This window comes from Rhizobium aethiopicum, from assembly GCF_900094625.1.
GTDB classification, from domain to species: domain Bacteria; phylum Pseudomonadota; class Alphaproteobacteria; order Rhizobiales; family Rhizobiaceae; genus Rhizobium; species Rhizobium aethiopicum.
Map to the genome: position 1 here is coordinate 305674 of NZ_FMAJ01000001.1, position 18802 is coordinate 324475.

Annotated in this window: 14 protein-coding genes; 9 read left to right on the plus strand and 5 right to left on the minus strand. The window is 62.1% G+C overall.

Going from position 1 to position 18802, the window contains the following annotated elements; translation table 11 throughout:
* Window positions 1-229 precede the first annotated feature (229 nt).
* Window positions 230-2833 carry a cell cycle histidine kinase CckA gene (gene cckA / locus GA0061105_RS01535; protein ID WP_092747566.1) on the plus strand — a complete coding sequence of 868 codons (2604 nt, stop codon included), beginning with the start codon at window positions 230-232 and terminating at the stop codon, window positions 2831-2833.
* A gap of 193 nt (window positions 2834-3026) precedes the next feature.
* On the opposite strand, the gene GA0061105_RS01540 is transcribed toward cckA, so the two are convergent.
* Window positions 3027-3953: a pseudouridine-5'-phosphate glycosidase gene (locus tag GA0061105_RS01540; RefSeq protein ID WP_092747568.1), complete on the minus strand. Its 927-nt coding sequence runs from the start codon at window positions 3951-3953 to the stop codon at window positions 3027-3029.
* Window positions 3954-4041: 88 nt separating this feature from the next.
* Window positions 4042-4983 carry a carbohydrate kinase family protein gene (locus GA0061105_RS01545; RefSeq protein ID WP_064692083.1) on the minus strand — a complete coding sequence of 314 codons (942 nt, stop codon included), beginning with the start codon at window positions 4981-4983 and terminating at the stop codon, window positions 4042-4044.
* Between the two features lie 231 nt (window positions 4984-5214).
* Here GA0061105_RS01545 and recA point away from each other — a divergent pair, with 231 nt between their 5' ends.
* The 3 genes from recA to GA0061105_RS01560 all read left to right on the plus strand — a co-directional run bounded on the left by recA (window position 5215) and on the right by GA0061105_RS01560 (window position 10102).
* Entirely contained in the window at window positions 5215-6303 is a 1089-nt protein-coding gene (gene recA / locus GA0061105_RS01550; RefSeq protein ID WP_011425583.1) for a recombinase RecA, read from the plus strand.
* 154 nt (window positions 6304-6457) lie between these two features.
* Complete coding sequence (alaS, locus tag GA0061105_RS01555; protein WP_092747570.1) at window positions 6458-9112, plus strand: alanine--tRNA ligase; 2655 nt, start codon at window positions 6458-6460, stop codon at window positions 9110-9112.
* Window positions 9113-9250: 138 nt separating this feature from the next.
* Complete coding sequence (locus GA0061105_RS01560; RefSeq protein WP_092748281.1) at window positions 9251-10102, plus strand: AraC family transcriptional regulator; 852 nt, start codon at window positions 9251-9253, stop codon at window positions 10100-10102.
* Between the two features lie 54 nt (window positions 10103-10156).
* Here the strand turns inward: GA0061105_RS01560 and GA0061105_RS01565 are convergent, their stop codons facing one another.
* The 3 genes from GA0061105_RS01565 to GA0061105_RS01575 all read right to left on the minus strand — a co-directional run bounded on the left by GA0061105_RS01565 (window position 10157) and on the right by GA0061105_RS01575 (window position 12589).
* Window positions 10157-10783, minus strand: coding sequence for a glutathione S-transferase family protein (locus GA0061105_RS01565; RefSeq protein WP_092747572.1), 627 nt, complete (start codon window positions 10781-10783; stop codon window positions 10157-10159).
* Between the two features lie 80 nt (window positions 10784-10863).
* A complete protein-coding gene (locus GA0061105_RS01570) occupies window positions 10864-11310 on the minus strand; it encodes a GNAT family N-acetyltransferase (protein ID WP_092747574.1) in 447 nt (148 codons plus the stop codon).
* Window positions 11311-11377: 67 nt separating this feature from the next.
* A complete protein-coding gene (locus tag GA0061105_RS01575) occupies window positions 11378-12589 on the minus strand; it encodes an NADP-dependent isocitrate dehydrogenase (protein ID WP_020921416.1) in 1212 nt (403 codons plus the stop codon).
* Window positions 12590-12778: 189 nt separating this feature from the next.
* Here GA0061105_RS01575 and GA0061105_RS01580 point away from each other — a divergent pair, with 189 nt between their 5' ends.
* From GA0061105_RS01580 to GA0061105_RS01600, 5 genes are all read left to right on the plus strand, one after another.
* Complete coding sequence (locus tag GA0061105_RS01580; protein WP_092747576.1) at window positions 12779-13318, plus strand: hypothetical protein; 540 nt, start codon at window positions 12779-12781, stop codon at window positions 13316-13318.
* 158 nt (window positions 13319-13476) lie between these two features.
* Window positions 13477-15513, plus strand: coding sequence for an FUSC family protein (locus GA0061105_RS01585; protein ID WP_092747578.1), 2037 nt, complete (start codon window positions 13477-13479; stop codon window positions 15511-15513).
* An 18-nt stretch (window positions 15514-15531) separates the two neighbouring features.
* Window positions 15532-16362 (plus strand): RNA methyltransferase, encoded by an 831-nt coding sequence (locus GA0061105_RS01590; protein ID WP_064691782.1) that lies wholly within the window; start codon window positions 15532-15534, stop codon window positions 16360-16362.
* A complete protein-coding gene (gene murI, locus GA0061105_RS01595) occupies window positions 16343-17143 on the plus strand; it encodes a glutamate racemase (RefSeq protein ID WP_092747580.1) in 801 nt (266 codons plus the stop codon). The genes GA0061105_RS01590 and murI overlap by 20 nt, the downstream gene beginning before the upstream one ends.
* Before the next feature lie 131 nt (window positions 17144-17274).
* On the plus strand, window positions 17275-18786 hold the full coding sequence (locus GA0061105_RS01600; RefSeq protein WP_092747582.1) for an ATP-binding protein: 1512 nt from the start codon (window positions 17275-17277) through the stop codon (window positions 18784-18786).
* The last annotated feature ends 16 nt before the right edge of the window (window positions 18787-18802 follow it).

Consider the following 18802-nt stretch of genomic DNA (forward strand, 5'->3'; position numbering starts at 1 on the left):
GTCGCGGGAGAACGCGATTTCGTGTTTGCGCTGCTTGCCGCACGGCGACCTGGCGCACGGGCGGCCGCTTCGGGCCTCGGGGGCAGATGGCGCTCTTGCCTGTGAATTCAAGCGGTCTTGCCGGCGACCGGTGTTTTTGCCGACGCGGCAAATTGCTAAGAAGGAAAGAGTGCCTGATTCCCGCTTTTTGTTCGTGCTACGAAGTGGGAGGGGCTTATGCGAGGAATACATGACGAAACCGCGTCAGGCCGACGAGTATAACGCACCGCTTGTGGATCGTGGGGGGCGTTCTGGCACGGTGTTGCGCATTCTTCTCCTGGCGCTCGTGCTGATCGCGGCCGCCGGCGCATTCGTCGTCTTCAAGAGATCCCTCGACAATGAGATGGTGCTCGGCGGTCTCGGCGTCCTCGCCATGGTCGGCATCTTCTTCCTTGTATCTTCGGTCATCGGCTTCATCGAGGTGATGCCGCAGCACCAGTCCGACAGCCTGGCGCGCGCCTTCCTCAACAGCCACCCCGACGGCACCCTCATCACCGACGAAAAGGGCCGGATTATCTACGCCAACGCCGCCTATGGCGCGCTGACCGGCGCGCGCAAGGCAACCGAAGTGCAGACGCTGGAGACGCTGCTGTCGCGGCACCGCGAATCGAACGAAGCGCTGTACCGGCTGGTCAACGGCTTGCGCGAGGGCAAGGAGGGCCGGGAGGAATTCCGCCTGCTGCGCGCCGTCGGGCCCGGCAGCAACAGCTCGGGCGCGCATTGGTACCGGCTGAAGGTGCGGCTGCTGAAGCCGGAGGACGATGGCGGCAAGCCGCTGCAGATCTGGCAGATCACCGACATTACCGCCGAACGCGACGACCAGGAGCGCTTCTTCAAGGAGCTGCAGAATGCGATCGATTACCTCGACCATGCGCCGGCCGGCTTCTTCTCTGCCGGCAGGAAGGGCGAGATCTTCTACCTGAATGCGACGCTTGCGGAGTGGCTGGGCCTCGACCTGACCAAGTTCCTGCCTGGCTCGATGTCGATCGGAGACCTGGTGGCGGGCGAGGGGCTGGCGCTGATCCAGTCGGTGCAGGCCGAGCCAGGCCTGAAGAAGACCGTGACGCTGGATCTCGACCTGCGCAAGACCAACGGCCAGAGCCTGCCGGTGCAGATCATTCACAGCGTCACCTCGATGCGCGACGGCGCACCAGGCGAAAGCCGTACGATCGTGCTGGCGCGCGGGAAGAGCAGCGAGAGCGGTCAATCCGCTTCGGCCGCCGCCATGCGCTTCACCCGCTTCTTCAACAATACCCCGATGGCGATCGCCTCGATCGACGGTGACGGACGCATCCTGCGCACCAATGCGCCGTTCCTGAAGCTGTTCTCCGGCATCGTCTCGCGGGACGACCTTGAAAAGGCGCCGTATCTCGAAACCATCGTGCAGGAGAGCGATCGACCGCAACTGGCCGCAGCGCTGGCGGCCGCCAAAGACCGGCAGGGTGATATCCCGCCGCTCGACACCCGCACACCGACCGACGAGGCGCGCTACTTCCGCTTCTATGTCAATGCCGTCATCGACCAGAGCGACGAGGCGCCGGAAGAGGCGGCGATCGTCTATGCCGTCGAGGTGACCGAGCAGAAGGCGCTGGAAGCGCAGATGGCGCAGACGCAGAAGATGAACGCCGTGGGAACACTCGCCGGCGGCATTGCGCATGATTTCAACAACGTGCTGACGGCGATCCTGCTTTCTTCCGATCATCTGCTGCTGCAGGCGCGTCCTTCCGATGCGAGCTTCGCCGACCTGATGGAGATCAAGCGCAACGCCAACCGCGCTGCGGTGCTGGTGCGCCAGCTGCTCGCTTTCTCACGCAAGCAGACCATGCGGCCATCGGTGCTGAACCTGACCGATGTCGTTGGCGATCTGCGCATGCTGGTCGACCGACTGCTCTCGGGCACCAATGTCAAGCTCGACGTGCAATATGGGCGCGATCTCTGGCCTGTCAAAACCGACCTTTCGCAATTCGAGCAGGTGCTGATCAATCTCTGCGTCAATGCGCGCGACGCGATGCCGGAAGGCGGTACGCTGACGCTGCGCACCCGGAACCTGACGGCCACCGACGTTTCCGCCTTCAATTATTCCTACATGCCGGCCGAGGACATGGTCCTGGTCGAGGTTACCGATACCGGCACCGGCATCGCGCCCGAGATCATGGACAAGATCTTCGAGCCCTTCTTCACCACCAAGGATGTCGGCAAAGGCACCGGGCTTGGCCTCGCCATGGTCTACGGCATCGTCAAGCAGTCGGGTGGTTACATCCAGCCGGAATCCGAAGTCGGCAAAGGCACGACCTTCCGCGTCTTCCTGCCGCGCTACATCCCGGAGCCGGCGGTCGCAGCCGAGGCGGGCTCGATCGACCACGCGATCAATGAAGTCGCCGCTGCGCCCGAGGCGCCGGCGACGCAGCAGCCGGAGGATCTGACGGGCTCGGCCGTTGTCCTTCTCGTGGAAGACGAGGAGGCGGTGCGCCGCGGCGGCAAGCGCATGCTGGAGACGCGCGGCTACACAGTGCACGAAGCGGGCTCGGGCGTCGAGGCGCTGAGCATTATGGAAGAACTCGAAGGCAAGGTCGATATCGTCGTTTCCGACGTGGTCATGCCCGAAATGGACGGCCCGACGCTGCTGCGCGAGCTGCGCAAGAACTATCCCGACCTGAAATTCATCTTCGTCTCCGGCTATGCCGAGGACGCCTTCGCCCGTAACCTGCCGCCGGACGCGAAATTCGGGTTTTTGCCGAAGCCATTCTCACTCAAGCAGCTTGCTGTTGTGGTGAAGGAAACGCTGGATAGCTGATCGCGTGATTGTGAGGAGGTGCCGGGTGATGCCCCCTCTGCCTGCCGGGCGTCTCCCCCCATAATTGTCCCGCTGCGGTAGAGAGGGAATGCTGGTCCAGCCTCTTGCCGATCTGCCTCCTTGTGGGGGAGATGTCCGGCAGGACAGAGGGGTGTCACACGACACGCCCTCTCCGGAAACCGCCCATCAAAATTTACTCACCCAGAGCCACGGCGATCTCCGCCGCAAGCCGCGCGTTGTTCTCCACCAGCGCGATATTCGTCTTCAGGCTTTGGCCGTCCGTCAGGTCGAAGATGGTCGAGAGCAGATAAGGCGTCACCGCCTTGCCGGTGATTTCGTCGCGTTCGGCGCTATCAAGCGCCCGTTCGATATAGATCTCCATTTCCTCGCGCGCGATCTCGTCGGACTCGGGCACGGGGTTGGCGACGAGCATGCCGCCGTCGATGCCGAGCTGATCGCGCACCGTCTGGAAATTGGCGATCGCCGCCGGGCTGTTCAACGACAGGGGGCTTGATATGCCCGAGGAGCGCGACCAGAAGGCGGGGAATTCTTCACTCTCATAGGTGACCACAGGCACGCCGCGGGTCTCCAGCACTTCCAGCGTCTTCGGAATGTCGAGGATTGCCTTGGCGCCTGCGCAAACGACGATAACGCCAGTGCGGGCCAGTTCCTCGAGATCGGCTGAAATATCGAAGCTTTCCTCGGCGCCGCGATGCACGCCGCCGATGCCGCCGGTGGCAAACACGCGAATGCCGGCGCGGGCCGCCGCGATCATCGTCGCCGCAACCGTGGTGGCGCCGGTGCGGCGCTCGGCGATCGCGAAGGCGAGATCGGCACGCGACACCTTCATCACCTCGGTTGCCTTGGCAAGCTGCTCCAGTTGCGCGGCTTCAAGGCCGATATGCAGCGTGCCGTGGATGACCGCAATCGTTGCCGGCACGGCGCCCTGTTCGCGAATGATCGTCTCGACGCTGCGCGCCATTTCGATGTTGCCGGGATAGGGCATGCCATGGGTGATGATGGTCGATTCCAGCGCGACCAGCGGCGCGCCGCGCTGCTTGGCGCTCGCGACCTCCTTGGAATAGGCGATCGGCAGAAGAGGGGAAATGGGCCTGGTCATGGTCTTGTCCTGTCGTCGATGGAGCGCGATGCCGAAAAGTGCCAGCGGTGTTCGCCAGACATCATGCTCAACTCTTTCGTTCGTGGCTTCAATGCAGAATTCTGACCTGGGGAACAAGGGCAAGCGCCTCGTTCAGCATGTCCGGGGTGAGATTTTCGTTGACGGCGTGCCGCGACTGCACGGTGAGCGCTGCCGCCGCCGCGCCGTGGCGGACAGCTTCCTCGAGCGGCAGGCCGGCCATTACGGCGGCGAGCGTGCCCGCGGCAAGCGAATCGCCGGCGCCGGTGACATCGGCAACGGTGTCGGCGACCGGCGGTTGCAGCGCGACGGAGCAGCCTTCACAAATCGCCACGAGCTCGCGCCGGCCGCGGGTGACGACGGCGCTGCTGATGCCGATTGCCTTCAGCAGCGGCGGCCAGCCGGCCGGATCCTGCGGCTGTTGCCCGACCAGGGCGGCGGCTTCGGCCTCGTTGAGGAAGAGGTAGTCGATATCCTCGATGCATGGCTTCAGTCTGACGACTTTGGCTGGCGAGATGGCGATGGCCGCAACGGGTCTGGCCAGGGAATGCGCCTTGGTGACGATCGCCGCAATCGTTTCCTCCGGCAGATTGGCATCGACGAGAATGAAATCGTGATCGGCGAAGGCTTCGCGCACCCAGCGGATGGAAAGGCGCCGAGGCACGAAGAAACGGTAGAGATCCATGTCCGCAAGGGCGATCACAAGGTCGCCGTCCCTCTCGATGATCGCTGTGTAGCTCGGCGTCTTGCGGTCGAGGAAGACGAAGGGCCGGTCGTCGATGCCGGCGAAATCGGCAGCTTCGCCGACCATCTCGCCGAAAGGATCGCCGCCGCGCGGCGAAATCATCGTCACGTGAAAACCGAGCCTTGCAAGGTTGCGGGCCGCGTTGAAACCGCCGCCACCCGGCTCTTCGAACCATGTGCCGGGATTGCTGGCGCCAGGCGCCGTCTCGCCGGAGATGCGGCCGCGCCGGTCGATATGGGCCCCGCCGAGAACGAGAATCTTTTTCATCGGCTTACCCGCATCCATAACGGGCGACGAGCGAATCGATGCGCTTCGCCGGGCTGCGAAAAGGCCGGCGCGTATCGCCTAAGCCGTTGCTTTGCATCGATAAACAAATATAGAACACAGGCCGTTTTACCTTTTTCTTTCAATCGTTTGTTCGCCTATTGCGAGAGTGGAACAAATAGGGTACAAACTCGACATTGCTTGAGCGGCTTCAATAACCTAAAGGTGGATCGGATGTCTCAGAATTCATTGCGGCTGGTAGAGGACAAATCGGTGGACAAAAGCAAGGCGCTTGAAGCGGCACTCTCACAGATAGAGCGGTCGTTCGGCAAGGGCTCGATCATGAAACTCGGTTCCAACGAGAATGTCGTCGAGATCGAGACGGTTTCGACGGGCTCGCTTGGCCTCGATATCGCACTCGGCATCGGCGGCTTGCCGAAAGGCCGTATCATTGAAATCTATGGCCCGGAAAGCTCCGGTAAGACCACGCTTGCGCTGCAGACCATTGCCGAATCGCAGAAGAAGGGCGGCATCTGCGCCTTCGTCGATGCCGAACATGCGCTCGATCCGGTTTATGCCCGTAAGCTTGGCGTCGATCTGCAGAACCTTCTGATCTCGCAGCCCGACACTGGAGAGCAGGCGCTCGAAATCACCGACACGCTGGTGCGCTCCGGCGCCGTCGACGTTCTCGTCGTCGACTCGGTTGCCGCGCTGACGCCGCGCGCCGAAATCGAAGGCGAGATGGGCGACAGCCTGCCCGGCATGCAAGCCCGCCTGATGAGCCAGGCGCTGCGCAAGCTGACCGCTTCGATCTCAAAGTCGAATTGCATGGTGATCTTCATCAACCAGATCCGCATGAAGATCGGCGTCATGTTCGGTTCGCCGGAAACGACGACGGGCGGCAATGCGCTGAAATTCTATGCGTCCGTGCGCCTCGACATCCGCCGCATCGGCTCGGTCAAAGAGCGCGAAGAGGTGGTCGGCAACCAGACTCGCGTCAAGGTCGTCAAGAACAAGATGGCGCCGCCCTTCAAGCAGGTCGAGTTCGACATCATGTATGGCGAAGGCGTGTCGAAGACCGGCGAGCTCGTCGATCTCGGTGTTAAGGCTGGTATCGTCGAGAAGTCGGGCGCCTGGTTCTCCTACAATAGCCAGCGTCTCGGCCAAGGCCGCGAAAACGCCAAGACCTTCCTGCGCGACAATCCGGATCTCGCCCGCGAGATCGAGCTGGCGCTGCGCCAGAATGCCGGCCTCATCGCCGACCGTTTCCTGCAGAACGGCGGTCCGGATGCCGATGACGGTGATGCTGCCGCGGAAATGTAATTTTCGCGCCTGAATTGATCGAAGATATCAGCCGGCCGCATTCCATCGTCAGAATGCGGCCGGTTTTGTTTGTCGGCTGGACAGTGGCGGAGGCGAACGTTAAAAGCCGATGGATTTGTATTTACCGGCCTCGGGCAGCATTGAAGGGCATAGAATGAGCGGCGTGAACGATATCCGGTCGACCTTCCTCGACTATTTCAAGAAGAACGGCCACGAGATCGTTTCCTCGAGCCCGCTCGTGCCGCGCAACGACCCGACCTTGATGTTCACCAATGCCGGCATGGTGCAGTTCAAGAACGTCTTCACCGGCCTGGAAAAGCGTCCTTACTCCACGGCGACGACCTCGCAGAAGTGCGTACGCGCCGGCGGCAAGCATAATGACCTCGACAATGTCGGCTATACCGCGCGTCACCTCACCTTCTTCGAAATGCTCGGCAACTTTTCTTTCGGCGATTATTTCAAGGAGAATGCGATCGAACTTGCGTGGAAGCTCGTGACCGAAGGTTTCGGCCTGCCGAAGCACCGCCTGCTGGTCACCGTCTATTCCGAAGACGAGGAAGCAGCGACGCTGTGGAAGAAGATCGCCGGCTTCTCCGACGACAGGATCATCCGCATCCCGACCTCCGACAATTTCTGGCAGATGGGCGATACCGGCCCTTGCGGCCCGTGCTCTGAAATCTTTATCGACCAGGGCGAGAACGTCTGGGGCGGCCCTCCCGGCTCGCCTGAGGAAGACGGCGACCGGTTCCTGGAATTCTGGAACCTGGTTTTCATGCAGTTCGAGCAGACGGAGCCGGGCGTTCGCAACCCGCTACCGCGCCCGTCGATCGATACCGGCATGGGCCTGGAGCGCATGGCCTGCATCCTGCAGGGCGTCCAGAGCGTCTTCGACACCGATCTGTTCCGGACGTTGACCGGCACGATCGAAGATGCGGTCGGCGTCAAGGCGGAGGGCAGTGCCAGCCACCGCGTCATCGCCGACCATCTGCGCTCCTCGGCCTTCCTGATTGCCGACGGCGTTCTGCCGTCGAACGAAGGCCGCGGCTATGTGCTGCGCCGTATCATGCGTCGCGCCATGCGGCATGCACAGCTTCTCGGCGCCAAGGAGCCGCTGATGTACAAGCTGCTGCCGACGCTGGTTCAGGAGATGGGGCGTGCCTATCCTGAACTTGTGCGCGCCGAGCCGCTGATCTCGGAGACCCTGAAGCTCGAAGAAGGCCGCTTCCGCAAGACGCTGGAGCGTGGCCTGGCGCTGTTGTCGGATGCGACCACGGATCTCGGCAAGGGCGACATGCTGGATGGCGAGACCGCCTTCAAGCTTTACGACACCTACGGCTTCCCGCTCGACCTGACCCAAGACGCACTGCGCGCGCGCGAAATCGGCGTCGACATATCTGGCTTCACCGATGCGATGGAGCGCCAGAAGGCCGAAGCCCGCTCGCACTGGGCCGGCTCCGGCGAGAAGGCAACCGAAACCGTCTGGTTCGAGCTCAGGGAAAAGCACGGTGCGACCGAGTTTCTCGGCTACGACACGGAAAGTGCCGAAGGCGTTGTGCAGGCGATCGTTCGGGATGGGGCGGTTGCGGAAGAAGGCAAGGCCGGCGACAAGGTGCAGATCGTCGTCAACCAGACGCCGTTCTATGGGGAATCCGGCGGCCAGATGGGCGATACCGGCGTCATCTCGTCCGACCACGGCAGGATCGAGATTTCGGACACGCAGAAAAAGGGCGAGGGCCTCTTCGTGCATTCCGGCGCCGTCGTCGAAGGTGCATTCAAGACCGGCGATGCTGTTGTCCTGACCGTCGACCATGCCCGGCGTTCGCGCCTGCGGGCCAACCATTCGGCGACGCATTTGCTGCATGAGGCATTGCGCGAAGTGCTCGGCACCCATGTCGCGCAGAAGGGTTCGCTGGTCGCGCCCGAGCGTCTGCGCTTCGACGTTTCGCACCCCAAACCGATGTCGGCCGGAGAGCTGAAAGTCGTCGAGGACATGGCAAATGAGGTCGTGCTGCAGAATGCGCCGGTCACGACCCGTCTGATGAGCGTCGACGACGCGATCGCGGAAGGCGCGATGGCGCTCTTCGGCGAGAAATACGGCGATGAGGTGCGCGTCGTTTCGATGGGCACGGGTCTGCATGGGGCGAAGACCGACAAGCCTTACTCGGTCGAGCTCTGTGGCGGCACGCATGTATCGGCGACCGGCCAGATCGGTCTCGTCCGCATCCTCGGCGAAAGTGCGGTTGGCGCTGGCGTTCGCCGTATTGAAGCGGTGACGGGTGAAGCGGCCCGTGAATATCTTGCCGAGCAGGACGAGCGCGTGAAGACGCTCGCTTCGTCGCTCAAGGTCCAGCCGTCGGAAGTCCTGTCGCGCGTCGAGGCGCTGATCGACGAGCGCCGCAAGCTCGAGAAGGAGCTGGCCGACGTCAAGCGGAAGCTCGCCATGGGCGGCGGGCAGGCCGGCTCGGCCGATGCCGTGCGCGAAGTTGCCGGCGTCAAGTTCCTCGGCAAGGCGATTTCGGGTGTCGACCCGAAGGATCTGAAGGGCCTTGCCGACGACGGCAAGACCAGCATCGGCTCCGGCGTCGTGACGCTCATCGGCGTTTCCGACGATGGTAAGGCAAGCGCCGTCGTCGCGGTGACGCCGGATCTCGTCGGTCGTTTCAGCGCCGTCGATTTGGTGCGCGTCGCCTCCGCAGCCCTTGGCGGCAAAGGCGGCGGCGGCCGTCCCGATATGGCGCAGGCCGGTGGCCCGGATGGATCGAAGGCTGATGAGGCGCTCGAAGCGGTGGCCGTGGCGCTGGCCGGCTGATCCATCAGCTCAGCGGGATATTCGAAAGGCGGAGGCTTGGCTTCCGCCTTTTTGGTTTTCAGCTCCGCCGCAAGTCCGCAAGATTTGTCAAATCGATATATGGTTCTCTGCGGTCGATCGATTGCATGGGGCTTTGACATGAACGGCGAGACGGCATGGGCGCTTTATGAGACCCGTCTAACACGGGTTTCGTCCTATATTCACGACCATCTCGACGAGGAGTTGGATATGGAGCGTCTGGCCGAGATCGCCTGCCTCTCGAGCTATCACTGGCACAGAATCTACCGGGCGATTTACGGCGAGACGCTGGCGGCCACCGTCAAACGGCTAAGGCTGCATCGCGCGGCAGGCGAGATCGTCCGCACCGAGGTTGCCATCAGCGAGATTGCAAAGCGGTCAGGCTATCCCAATCTCCAATCTTTCAACCGCATCTTCAAGTCGGTCTACGGCATGCCGCCGGCCCGCTATCGGAAAGAGGGAAGCCACACAGCCTTTCAGCCATCACCTTACGGAAAGACCAAAGCCATGTTTGATGTTACCTTACGGCAGATCGAGCCGACCGAGCTGATCGGCGTTGCCCACACCGGCTCCTATATGCAGATCGGCAAAGCCTTCGAGCAATTGTTCGGCACGCTTTACGCTCGCGGCCTTGCTAGGCCCGACATGCGGATGATCGGCGTCTATCTCGACGACCCCGACATCGTGCCAGCGGAAAAGCTACGTTCAATCGCTTGTGTCACCGGAGTGTCGAACCTGCCGGCCGACGCGCCGCTCGAGCAGCGCACCATCGAGGGCGGAAACTATGCGGTGCTGCGTCATAGGGGGCCCTATGCCGACATGTATCGGGCCTATCAGTGGCTTTATTCCGAATGGCTGCCGAAATCGGGACGGCAATTGAAGGACAGTGTCATGTATGAGGAATATCTCAACAATCCGCGCGATACGCCGCCGACCGAGCTGCTGACCGAAATCCACATGCCGCTTGCTTGACGTTGTCCGGGGACGCGACTGACCTGCCGCGTTCCCGCATGGATCAATACGAGCTCAAGCCGCCTGCATGGTTTTGACGGCTTCGTCGTCCAGGGCGGTCGCCCGCTTATAGGCCTCACGCTCGCTGACCCGTCCGAAATAGTCGATGAAGGCCTGGCGTTTTTCGATGCTGCCGAAGCCGAGGCCCCAGCCGATATGGGCGCCGACATAGACGTCGGCGGCGGTGAAGCGTTCGCCGGTCACATAGGTCGAGCCGGAGACTGCCATTTCAAGCGTGTTCATGACATCTCCGAAACCGCCGCAGCCAGCCATCCGCAACTTCTCCGGCGGAATTTCGAAACCGAGCGCCTTCATCGTCACCGCCGATTCGAGTGGACCGGCGGCAAAGAACATCCAGCGGTAATAGGCGGCGCGCTCCTCTGGTCTCGGCGCCAGTCCCTTTTCCGGAAAGGTTTCGGCGAGATAGGCACAGACCGCTGCACATTCGGTGACGACGGTGTCGCGATGACGGATCGCCGGCACTTTACCCATCGGATTGACCGAGAGGTATTCGGGCGCCTTCATCGTCTCGCCGAAGGTAAGATATTCGGTGCGATAGGGCTGGCCGATCTCCTCTAGCATCCAGCGCGCGATGCGGCCGCGCGACATGGGGTTGGTATAGAATACCAGTTCTTCAGTCATGAAATCCTCCTGGTGTTTCCTTGCGGCTTTGCCGTCGCCGGAATCAATAGCGCGGCGCCGTCTTTGTGCAACCCCGCCCTTCAAAGTGCCTTGCGGTACTGGATGAAGCCCGAGCGTTCGGCGATCTTGTCGTAGAGGCGCCGCGCCGCCGCATTGGTTTCGTGCGTCATCCAGTAGAGTCTGCCGGCGCCGTTTGCGCGGGCGAGTTCGGCGACGGCCTCGATCAGGGCGGCTCCGGTGCCGAGCCCGCGCTTGATGTCTTCGACATAGAGATCTTGCAGATAGCAGGTCCATTGCGGAAGCCAGCAGGAGCGGTGAAAGATCGCGTGGACGATCCCAATGAGCCGGCCATCTTCATCGAAGGCGCCGAGCGCGTGCATGGGTTCGTCGGGATCGTGGAAGCGAGCCCAGGTGAGATCCGTGGTTTCGGGTGGGATGACGACGTCGTAGAAGCGCTGGTACGCTTCCCATAAAGGTTGCCAGGCCGTGCGGTCGGCGGGTTCAAGCGGTCGCAGGATGGCCGTCATCGAGTCATTCCTCAAATGAAAACGGCGGGGAAATCCCGCCGTTCAATGCTATTGCGAGAAGATGGGCTTACGCCATCGCCTTCTGCAGGTTCTGATCGATCTTGTCGAGGAAGGCGGTCGTCGAGAGCCACGGCTGATCGGGGCCGATGAGCAGCGCCAGGTCCTTGGTCATGAAGCCGGATTCGACGGTGTCGACGCAGACCTTTTCCAGCGTCGAAGCGAACTTGGCGAGTTCGGCGTTGTCGTCGAGCTTGGCGCGATGCGCGAGGCCGCGGGTCCAGGCGAATATCGAGGCGATTGAGTTCGTCGAGGTTTCCTGACCTTTCTGGTGCTGGCGGTAATGGCGGGTCACCGTGCCGTGAGCGGCTTCAGCTTCAACCGTCTTGCCGTCGGGCGTCAGCAGGACCGAGGTCATCAGGCCAAGGGAGCCGAAGCCTTGGGCGACGGTGTCGGACTGGACGTCGCCGTCATAGTTCTTGCAGGCCCAGACGTAGCCGCCGGACCACTTGAGAGCGGAAGCGACCATGTCGTCGATCAGGCGGTGTTCGTAGGTGATGCCGGCTTCCTTGAACTGATCCTTGAATTCGGTCTCGTAGACTTCCTCGAAGATGTCCTTGAAGCGGCCGTCATAGGCCTTGAGAATGGTGTTCTTGGTCGACAGGTAGACCGGCCACTTGCGCATCAGGCCGTACATCATCGAGGCGCGCGCGAATTCGCGGATCGATTCGTCGAGGTTGTACATGGCCATGGCAACGCCGGCGCCCGGGGCGTTGAAGACTTCCTTCTCGATGACCGTGCCGTCTTCGCCGACGAACTTGATCGTCAGCTTGCCCTTGCCGGGGAATTTGAAGTCGGTTGCGCGGTACTGATCACCGAAAGCGTGACGGCCGACGACGATCGGCTGCGTCCAGCCAGGGACGAGGCGGGGAACGTTGCGGCAAATGATCGGCTCGCGGAAGATGACGCCGCCGAGGATGTTGCGGATCGTGCCGTTCGGGCTCTTCCACATTTCCTTGAGATTGAATTCCTTGACGCGGGCCTCATCCGGCGTGATCGTCGCGCACTTGATGCCGACGCCGTACTTCTTGATGGCGTTGGCGGCGTCGACGGTGACCTGATCGTTGGTGGCGTCGCGGTTCTCGACAGAGAGGTCGTAATAGTCGATGTCGAGGTCGAGATACGGATGGATCAGCTTGTCCTTGATGAGCTGCCAGATGATGCGCGTCATTTCATCGCCGTCGAGATCGGCGACTGGATTGGCGACCTTGATCTTCTTCATGTATCTGCCTCGTAAGCTGGAAGGGACGGTTGTCCGGCTGGGTGATGTGGTCCGGAGCGCTATAGCATTGTGTGCCGGGAACGCAAAGCAGAACGGGTAGCGACGTGACGTTTTTGCCGCCATTGCCAGGCGCGGGAAAAGAGCTAGTCTCGCCGTCACAAAGCCCTTTCGAGTCCCGGACATTTTGCCATGAAGAAGATCGCTGTTCTGTTCGCCGGCCTCGTTGCCCTGTCCGCTCTGATAGGCCCTTCGCTTGCAGCCGACGCGACTTCGCCGGTCGAGGAGATCATGAAGGACACGCAGAAGAACTGGGCGGGGGATAACAGCGACTGGATAGACATTTTTGGCGAGGCCCTGCTCAGCCGCCTCTACAGCCGTGACTTCGGTCACAAGTATAAGGCGGCCGCCCAGAACCCGGCGGCGGACGAGGACGGCATTTCGCCATTCGACTACGACGTGATCGTCAACGGCCAGGATGCATGCCCGCTGCAGGACCTTTCCATCGACAGCGCCCCGCGGGCAAACGGCACCACTGAGGTGACAGCAACATTCAAGGCAGCGACCTGCATGGAAGACACGCCCGACAAGGATGCCGTCACGACCGTAAGGTTCGACGTGATCGAGGAGAGCGGCAATTCCGTAATCGACGACATCAGAATCCAGGGCAATGAGGGGCAGGGGCCGATCTCGCTCAAGGAGGCCATGGTCCTGATTGCCAAGGGCGAATAAAGTTCCAAGTCACCGGATGGCGATGCCGGCCAACCATCATGCTAATGACGCCAGTGATGATCATGCTGATGACACTGGGATCGATTTGATTTTTGCCGGGGCTGCGGTATCTCGGTCTCGGGCACGGCGGGCTCCGGTGCGCATGAGGACTGGCGAGGGTGATTTCCGGCTTTGAGTTTCGAGACTGGCTGCTGGCCAATGACCCGACGCTTTCGCGCCTGCGCATGGGCTCGCGCGTCACCCTGTCGATCGTTCTGTCCTTCTTGATCCTGCTTGCAATCCACATGCTTGTCCTGCCACTGCCGGTTGCCTCCTACGGCCTCGGCATCGTGCTGTCGATCGAAGGCGGGGTCTCTGTGCGCGACAAGGGCTCGACGCGCCAGCTCATCACCCGGTTGCTCGGCTGTCTTGCGAGCGTCGTCGTCGTCGGCATTGCGGCGGCACTCGAGTCGCAGCGAATTCTTTCGGATTTCATTTTTCTCGTGGTGATCTTCCTCGCCTCGTCCGGCCGCGTTTACGGCCCGCGTGGCTTTGCAATCGGCATGTTTGCCTTCACCTCCTATTTCATGGGCTCCTATTTTCAGCCGAAAATTGCGGAACTGCCGCTCGTGGTGATCGGCCCCATCGTCTCGGCGCTGGTCAGCCATTGGGTGAGGGCGGTGCTCCTGCCCGACAACTGGCGCCGCGACTTGCTGCGGTCGCTGGAGAGCGTGCGGGGCCGCATCAACCAGATCCTCTTCAAGCTTGCTGCACTTGCCGCGGATGGAGAGATCGAAGAGGCAGACCGGCAGGAGTTGCGCCAGTTGGAGGAGCGGCTGAAGGAAGTGGTGCTGATGGCCGAAAGCTTCATTCCCCGTCCGCCGGGCGGCGTCTTCGATGGCGCCTCCGCACCGGCCGCGGAGCTGGCGATCCGGCTGTTCGATGCGCATCTGGCGGCGGAGAGCGCGATTGTGCTGAGCTTTCAGAGCCCGCCTTCCTTTGCACTCGTCCACGCCGTGATCGAGAATGACAGGGCGGTGCTTGGGGATGAGGAGAAGGCTGTTGCAGTTATTGAGGGCCAGGCAAAAGGTGAAACGGCGCGCGCTCTTCTCTGGCTTGCAGCCGCGCGCCGGCAACTGATGGAAACGATCGACTCCGGGCGCCGATCCAACTTCGCCGAGATTGCCTCGATTGAAGAGACCAGCACCTTAGCTGCAATCGACTTTTCCTTGAAAAATCCGCTCATACGCTCGGCCCTGCAAATCACGCTCGCAGCGGCGATTGCCATGACGCTCGGTCTGGCGCTTTCCCGCGAGCGGTGGTTCTGGGCGGTGCTGTCATCATTCCTCGTCTTCACCAATACCAATTCGCGCGGAGACACAGCCATCAAGGCGATGCAGCGGTCGATAGGCACGCTTGTCGGCATCGCTTTCGGGCTGTTGCTGGCGACGCTGCTTGCGGGACATCCGGCGATTGCCATCGTCGTTTCGGTCGTCTGCGTGTTTCTTGCCTTCTATTTCCTGCAGATTTCCTATGCGACGATGACTTTCTTCATCTCGATCGGTCTTTGTCTCGTCTATGGCATGATGGGCGTCCTGACCCTCGACCTCTTGAAGCTGCGCCTCGAGGAAACCGTCATCGGCGCGGTGGCGGGAACACTCGTCGCTTTCCTCGTACTGCCGGCGCGCACACGCGGCGCGCTCGATTCTGCGATCGCCGGATGGTTCGACGCATTGAAGGAGCTGCTATCGGCCGTATCGGAGAAGAAGAGCCAGCCCCAGCTCATCGCCATCTCGCAGAAGGTCGATGCCTGTTACCGCGACATCACATTCGCCGCACGCCCGCTCGGCTCGACCTGGTCCATTGTCACCAGGCCGGGACAAATCCGCCGGACGCTGGCGATTTTTCTTTCGGCGACCTATTGGTCGCGCATTCTGGCGCGGAACCATCTCGCCGATGCCGTCGATGACAATCTGAAGCGGCGGATCGCTGCCGATATCGACACGCTGGAGAGGGTTGCCCTCCGGGGGTCGGAATGTTTCTTCATCACCCGCAAGCAGATGGGGGCGACGAGACGCCACCTGCCGCTCTGGCGGGAGGGGACGCGGCTGGCCGTGGAAATGATCGGCTCGACGCTGGAGCGGCTCTATCCCGCCGAGACGCAGGACTTGCCGTTTGCGGCTGGCAAAGCTATTGCGCCCGTCAATCAGGAATAGGAAACACGAATAGGCACCATGGCCGGCACCAATAGCGAGCGTCAACTTCTGGCCGAAGGGCCGGTTATCATTCTGGTCGAGCCGCAGATGGGCGAGAATATCGGCATGGTGGCGCGCGCCATGGCGAACTTCGGGCTTGTCGATCTTCGGCTCGTCAATCCGCGCGACGGCTGGCCCAATGAGAAGGCGCAAGCCGCAGCCTCCAAGGCCGATCACGTCATCGAGGGCACCAAGGTCTTCGCCACGCTGGAAGAGGCGATCGCCGACCTCAATTTCGTCTATGCGACGACGGCGCGCAGCCGCGACAACTACAAGCCGGTACGCTCGCCGGTCTTCGCCGCCCAGACGCTGCGCACGAAATTTCGGGCAGGCGAGGCGACCGGCATCCTCTTCGGCCGCGAACGCTGGGGACTGACGAACGAGGAAGTGGCGCTTGCCGACGAGATCGTCACCTTCCCGGTCAATCCGGCTTTTGCCTCGCTGAACATCGCCCAGGCCGTGCTTCTCATGTCCTATGAATGGATGAAGTCAGGCATGGAGGATCTGGAGGCGGTGCCGTTCCAGGCGCTCGAACAGCGGCCCTCAACCAAGGAGCAGCTCTTCGGCCTATTCGACCAGCTGGAAGAGGCGCTCGATTCCCGCAACTATTTTCATCCGCCCTCGAAAAAGCCGAAAATGATCGACAACCTGCGCGCTGTCCTCTCCCGCCGGGCATTCACGGAACAGGAAATCAGCGTGCTGCGCGGCGTCATTTCCTCTCTCGACCGCTTTTCGCGCAATAGTCCGCGCAAGGGCGGCTCCACCAGATCCGGCAAGAAAGCGCCCACCGATGACAGCGCCGACGAATGAGCTGAAACCCGTCCTCGTCTTCGATTCAGGGATCGGCGGACTGACCGTGCTGCGCGAAGCGCGCGTGCTGATGCCCGAACGCGGCTTCATCTATATTGCCGACGATGCCGGCTTTCCCTATGGAGGCTGGGAAGAGCAGGCGCTGAAGGAGCGGGTGATCGGGCTCTTCGCCAAGCTGCTCGAAGAGCATGACCCCGAAGTCTGTATCATCGCCTGCAACACCGCCTTTACGCTCGTCGGCGCCGATCTGCGCGCTGCCTTTCCTCAGATGACCTTCGTGGGCACTGTGCCGGCGATCAAGCCTGCGGCGGAACGCACGCGTTCAGGCCTCGTCTCGGTACTTGCCACGCCCGGCACGGTCAAGCGCGCCTATACGCGCGATCTTATCCAATCCTTCGCCCAACAGTGCCATGTGCGGCTCGTCGGCTCGGAAAACCTCGCGCGCATGGCCGAGGCCTATATTCGCGGCGACGCGGTCTCCGATGACGCGGTGACGAGCGAAATCGAGCAATGTTTCGTCGAGAAGGACGGCCGCAAAACCGATATCGTCGTGCTCGCCTGTACGCATTATCCCTTCATGGCCAATATGTTCAGAAGGCTCGCACCTTGGCCGGTAGACTGGCTGGATCCGGCGGAGGCCATTGCCCGGCGTGCCCGCACGCTGGTGCCCGAGGTGGCGGGCGCCGTTCACCCTGATAATTTCGACTTTGCGGTCTTCACGTCGGGCAATCCCGATTTCGCCACGCGCCGGCTGATGCAGGGCTTCGGGCTGAGCGCCTGACGGAGCGGCACAATCCCTGTGGGTTGCCTCAATCAGCCGCTGATATCAGCTGCATTCTTTGATAGACGGAAAGCCGCCATTTCTGGAAGGATGGCGACTGTCTGATTTGAGTCTCTCGAGAGGTTTTCGCATTGCAGGTTGGCATCGATATGGGATTGGCGTCCGGCGCTCCGGCGACACTCGATATCGAGGAGTTGCTGGCAACGCGCCTGCTGGTGCAGGGCAATTCCGGATCGGGCAAGTCGCATCTGTTGCGCCGCCTGCTGGAGCAATCCGCGCAATGGGTGCAGCAGGTCATCATCGATCCCGAAGGTGATTTCGTTACACTGTCCGACAGGTTCGGTCATGTCGTCGTCGACGGCGAGCGGACCGAGGCGGAACTCGCTGGCATCGCCAACCGCATCCGCCAGCACCGCGTTTCCTGCGTCCTGACGCTTGAAGGTCTTGATATCGAGCAGCAGATGCGCGCGGCCGCCGCCTTCCTCAACGGCATGTTCGATGCCGATCGCGAATATTGGTATCCCGTCCTCGTCGTCGTGGACGAGGCGCAGATGTTTGCGCCTTCCGTCGGCGGCGACGTCTCGGAAGATGCGCGCAAGATGTCGCTCGGGGCAATGACCAATCTGATGTGCCGCGGCCGCAAGCGCGGGCTTGCCGGTGTGATCGCAACGCAGCGTCTTGCCAAGCTCGCCAAGAACGTCGCTGCCGAAGCCTCGAACTTCTTGATGGGCCGCACCTTCCTCGATATCGACATGGCGCGCGCCGCCGATCTGCTCGGCATGGACCGGCGCCAGGCCGAAATGTTCCGGGATCTGAAGCGCGGCAATTTCGTCGCGCTCGGACCGGCATTGTCGCGCCGGCCGCTGCCGATCCAGATCGGCGCGGTGGAGACCTCGGCGCGCTCCTCCAGCCCCAAGTTGATGCCGTTGCCGGACGCGCCCCAGGATGTCGAAGACCTGATCTTCACGCCGGATCCGGAAGAATTCCAGCGCCCGCTCGTGCGCCGTGCACCGCCGGCGCCCCGGCCGACGACCGATATTCTGGCCGAACTCTCGCGCTCGACGCCGGCGGCATCCCCGGCGCCGGTCGAGGTGAGGGCGAGCCAGGCGGAAATCTCGCCCGAAGAGCGGGAGGAGCGGCTTGCCGGCGTGCTTGCCGAGATACTCGATGATCCCGCTTCCGCCTTCCGCACCGATTCCGTGCTCTATCAGGATTTTCTTGTGCGACTGCGCATGCGCCGCGTGCCGGGTCCGCCGATCGCGCTACCGGATTTCCGCCGACGCGTGGCGATTTCGCGCTCCGGCGTCGATGCCGCAACCGCCGGAACGGAAGCCTGGGCGACGGCGCTGTCACTGTCGGCAGGCGTTACCGACGATCTGCAGGGTGTCTTTCTGATGCTCGCCAAGGCCGCCGTCTGCGGCGAACCGTGCCCGTCCGACGCACGCATCGCCCGTGCCTACGGCACCCATTCGGCGCGGCGCGCCCGACGGCTGCTCGGTTATTTCGAGGAACAGGGGATCGTCGTCGTGCACACGGATTTCTCCGGCAAGCGCATTGTTGCGTTCCCCGATATGGATTGCCAGACCGGACCTGGCGACGCGAACGCACCCGACACCGGTGACCAGCCGGTGGCCGCGGAATAGTGGCATTTTCGGGCTT